1 protein-coding gene is annotated in these 2900 nt (G+C 70.2%); it reads left to right on the top strand.

The features are described from left to right. A partial coding sequence (hrpA, locus tag K206_RS40370) for an ATP-dependent RNA helicase HrpA (protein ID WP_020207020.1) occupies nt 1-2900 on the top strand: 2900 nt, incomplete at both ends.

The following is a 2900-nucleotide window of genomic DNA, read 5'->3' as shown; positions in this document are numbered from 1 at the left end:
CGCCCAGGCCGCCGCGCGAGGGCCGGCCGCGCGCGGAAGCCGCCGCCCGCCCGCGCCGCGTCGCCACGCCGCTGCCGCCGCTGACCTTCCCCGAGGCGCTGCCGGTGTCGGCGCGCCGCGAGGAGATTGCGCAGGCGCTACGCGACCACCAGGTGGTGATCGTCTCGGGCGAGACCGGCTCCGGCAAGACCACCCAGCTGCCCAAGATCTGCCTGTCGATCGGGCGCGGCCCCGGCACGGACGGCAGCGGCGGGCTGATCGGCCATACCCAGCCGCGCCGCATCGCCGCCACTTCCACGGCCAAGCGCATCGCGCAGGAGATCGGCACGCCGCTGGGCGAGCACGTGGGCTACCAGGTGCGCTTCAACGACACCATGTCGCCGGGCGCCTCGGTCAAGCTGATGACCGACGGCATCCTGCTGGCGGAAACCCAGACCGACCCGCTGCTGCGCGCCTACGACACCATCATCATCGACGAGGCGCACGAGCGCAGCCTCAACATCGATTTCCTGATCGGCTACCTCAAGGAGATCCTGCCGAAGCGCCCGGACCTCAAGCTCATCATCACCTCGGCCACCATCGACGCCAACCGCTTCGCCGAGCATTTCGCGCAGCGCGGCAAGCCGGCGCCGGTGATCGAGGTGAGCGGGCGGCTGTACCCGGTGGAGATCCGCTACCGCCCGATCGAGAAGGACGCGCCGGCCGACGGCGCGCCCAAGTCGGCGCAGAGCAAGGACCGCGACCTGTTCGACGGCATCGTCGAGGCCGTGGACGAGCTGTGCCGGCTCGGCCCCGGCGACGTGCTGGTGTTCCTGCCCGGCGAGCGCGAGATCCGCGAGGCGGCCGAGGCGCTGCGCAAGCACCATCCGCCGCACACGGAGATACTGCCGCTGTTCGCGCGGCTGTCGGTGCAGGAGCAGGAGCGCGTGTTCCGCCCGTCCAACGCGCGCCGCATCGTGCTGGCCACCAACGTGGCCGAGACCTCGCTGACCGTGCCCGGCATCCGCTACGTGGTCGATACCGGGCTGGCGCGCGTCAAGCGCTACTCGTACCGCAACAAGGTCGAGCAGCTGCAGATCGAGGCAATCTCGCAGGCCGCCGCCAACCAGCGCGCCGGGCGCTGCGGCCGGGTGGCGGACGGCGTGTGCATCCGGCTCTACGAGGAATCGGACTTCATCGGCCGCGCGCGTTTCACCGATCCGGAAATCCTGCGCTCCTCGCTGGCCGCGGTGATCCTGCGCATGAAGGCGCTCAGGCTGACGGCGATCGAGCAGTTCCCGTTCATCGAGCCGCCGCTGGGCCGCGCCATCGCCGACGGCTACCAGTTGCTGCAGGAGCTCGGCGCGGTCGAGAGCGCGGGCGACGACGCCAATGCGCTGACCCAGACCGGCCGCCAGCTCGCGCGCCTGCCGCTGGACCCGCGCGTGGCGCGCATGATCCTGGCCGCGCGCGAGCATCACTGCCTGCGCGAGGTGCTGATCATCGCCAGCGCGCTGTCGGTGCAGGACCCGCGCGACCGTCCGCAGGAGGCGCAGGAAGCCGCCGACCAGGCGCACCGCAAGTTCATGGACGAGAAGTCCGAGTTCCTCGGCTGGGTCAAGCTTTGGAAGTGGTTCGAGGAAGCGGTGGCGCACAAGAAGACCAACCGCCAGTTGCAGGACCAGTGCCGCGCCAGCTTCCTCTCGCACGTGCGCCTGCGCGAATGGCGCGACGTGCATTCGCAGCTGCTGACCACCGTGACCGAGCAGGGCTGGCGCCTCAACGAGAGCGAGCCGACCTACGAGCAGGTGCACAAGGCGCTGCTGACCGGCCTGCTCGGCAACGTCGGCTGCAAGCTCGACGAGGCCGACGGCCGCGGGCGCGAATACCTGGGCGCGCGCGGCATCAAGTTCCACCTGTGGCCCGGCTCGCTGATCGCGCGCAAGGTGGGCCGCTGGATCATCGCCGCCGAGCTGATCGAGACCAGCCGCCTGTTCGCGCGCACGCTCGCGCGCATCGAGCCGGAATGGCTGGAGCAGGTGGGCCGCCACCTGCTCAAGGTGAGCTGGAGCGATCCGCACTGGGAGAAGAAGTCGGGCCAGGTGATGGCGATGGAGCGCGCCACGCTGTACGGGCTGGTGGTCTACCAGCACCGCCGCGTGCACTACGGGCCGATGAATCCGGCCGAGGCGCGCGAGCTGTTCATCCGGCGCGCGCTGGTGGAAGGCGAGTTCGACACCCGGCTGCCGTTCTTCGCGCACAACCAGCGCCTCACGCGCGAGATCGAGAATCTCGAGCACAAGGCGCGCCGCCAGGACGTGCTGGTCGACGACGAGCTGATCTTCGCGTTCTACGACCGCCTGATCCCGGCCGACATCCACCAGCAGGCCACCTTCGAGCAGTGGTACCAGGCCGAGAGCGCGCGCGACCGCAAGCTGCTCTACCTGAACCGCGAGGAGTTGATGCGCCACGAGGCGGCCGGCATCACCACCGACCTGTTCCCCAAGATCCTGCCGGTGGCCGGCGTGGACATGGCGCTGACCTACCACTTCGAGCCCGGCAGCCACCGCGACGGCGTGACGCTGACCGTGCCGCTGTACGCGCTCAACCAGGTGCGCCCCGAGCGGGCCGACTGGCTGGTGCCGGGCATGGTCAAGGAGAAGGTGCACCTGCTGCTCAAGTCGCTGCCGCAGAAGCTGCGCCGGCATTGCGTGCCGCTGCCCGACTACGCGGCCGGCTTCGTCGAGCGCAACCCGTTCGGCGAGGGCGAGCTGCTCGACGTGCTGATCGCCGACATCCGCGCGCAGACCGGCACGCTGGTCAGGCGCGCGGACTTCAAGCTGGAGACGCTGCCGGCCCACCACGCGATGAACTTCAAGGTCATCGACGAGCACGGCCGCCAGCTCGACATGGGCCGCAAT

Source organism: Cupriavidus sp. WS (assembly GCF_000395345.1).
GTDB lineage: Bacteria > Pseudomonadota > Gammaproteobacteria > Burkholderiales > Burkholderiaceae > Cupriavidus > Cupriavidus basilensis_B.
The sequence above is the reverse complement of the archived record's forward strand: the minus strand, read 5'-3'. Positions and strand labels throughout refer to the sequence as shown.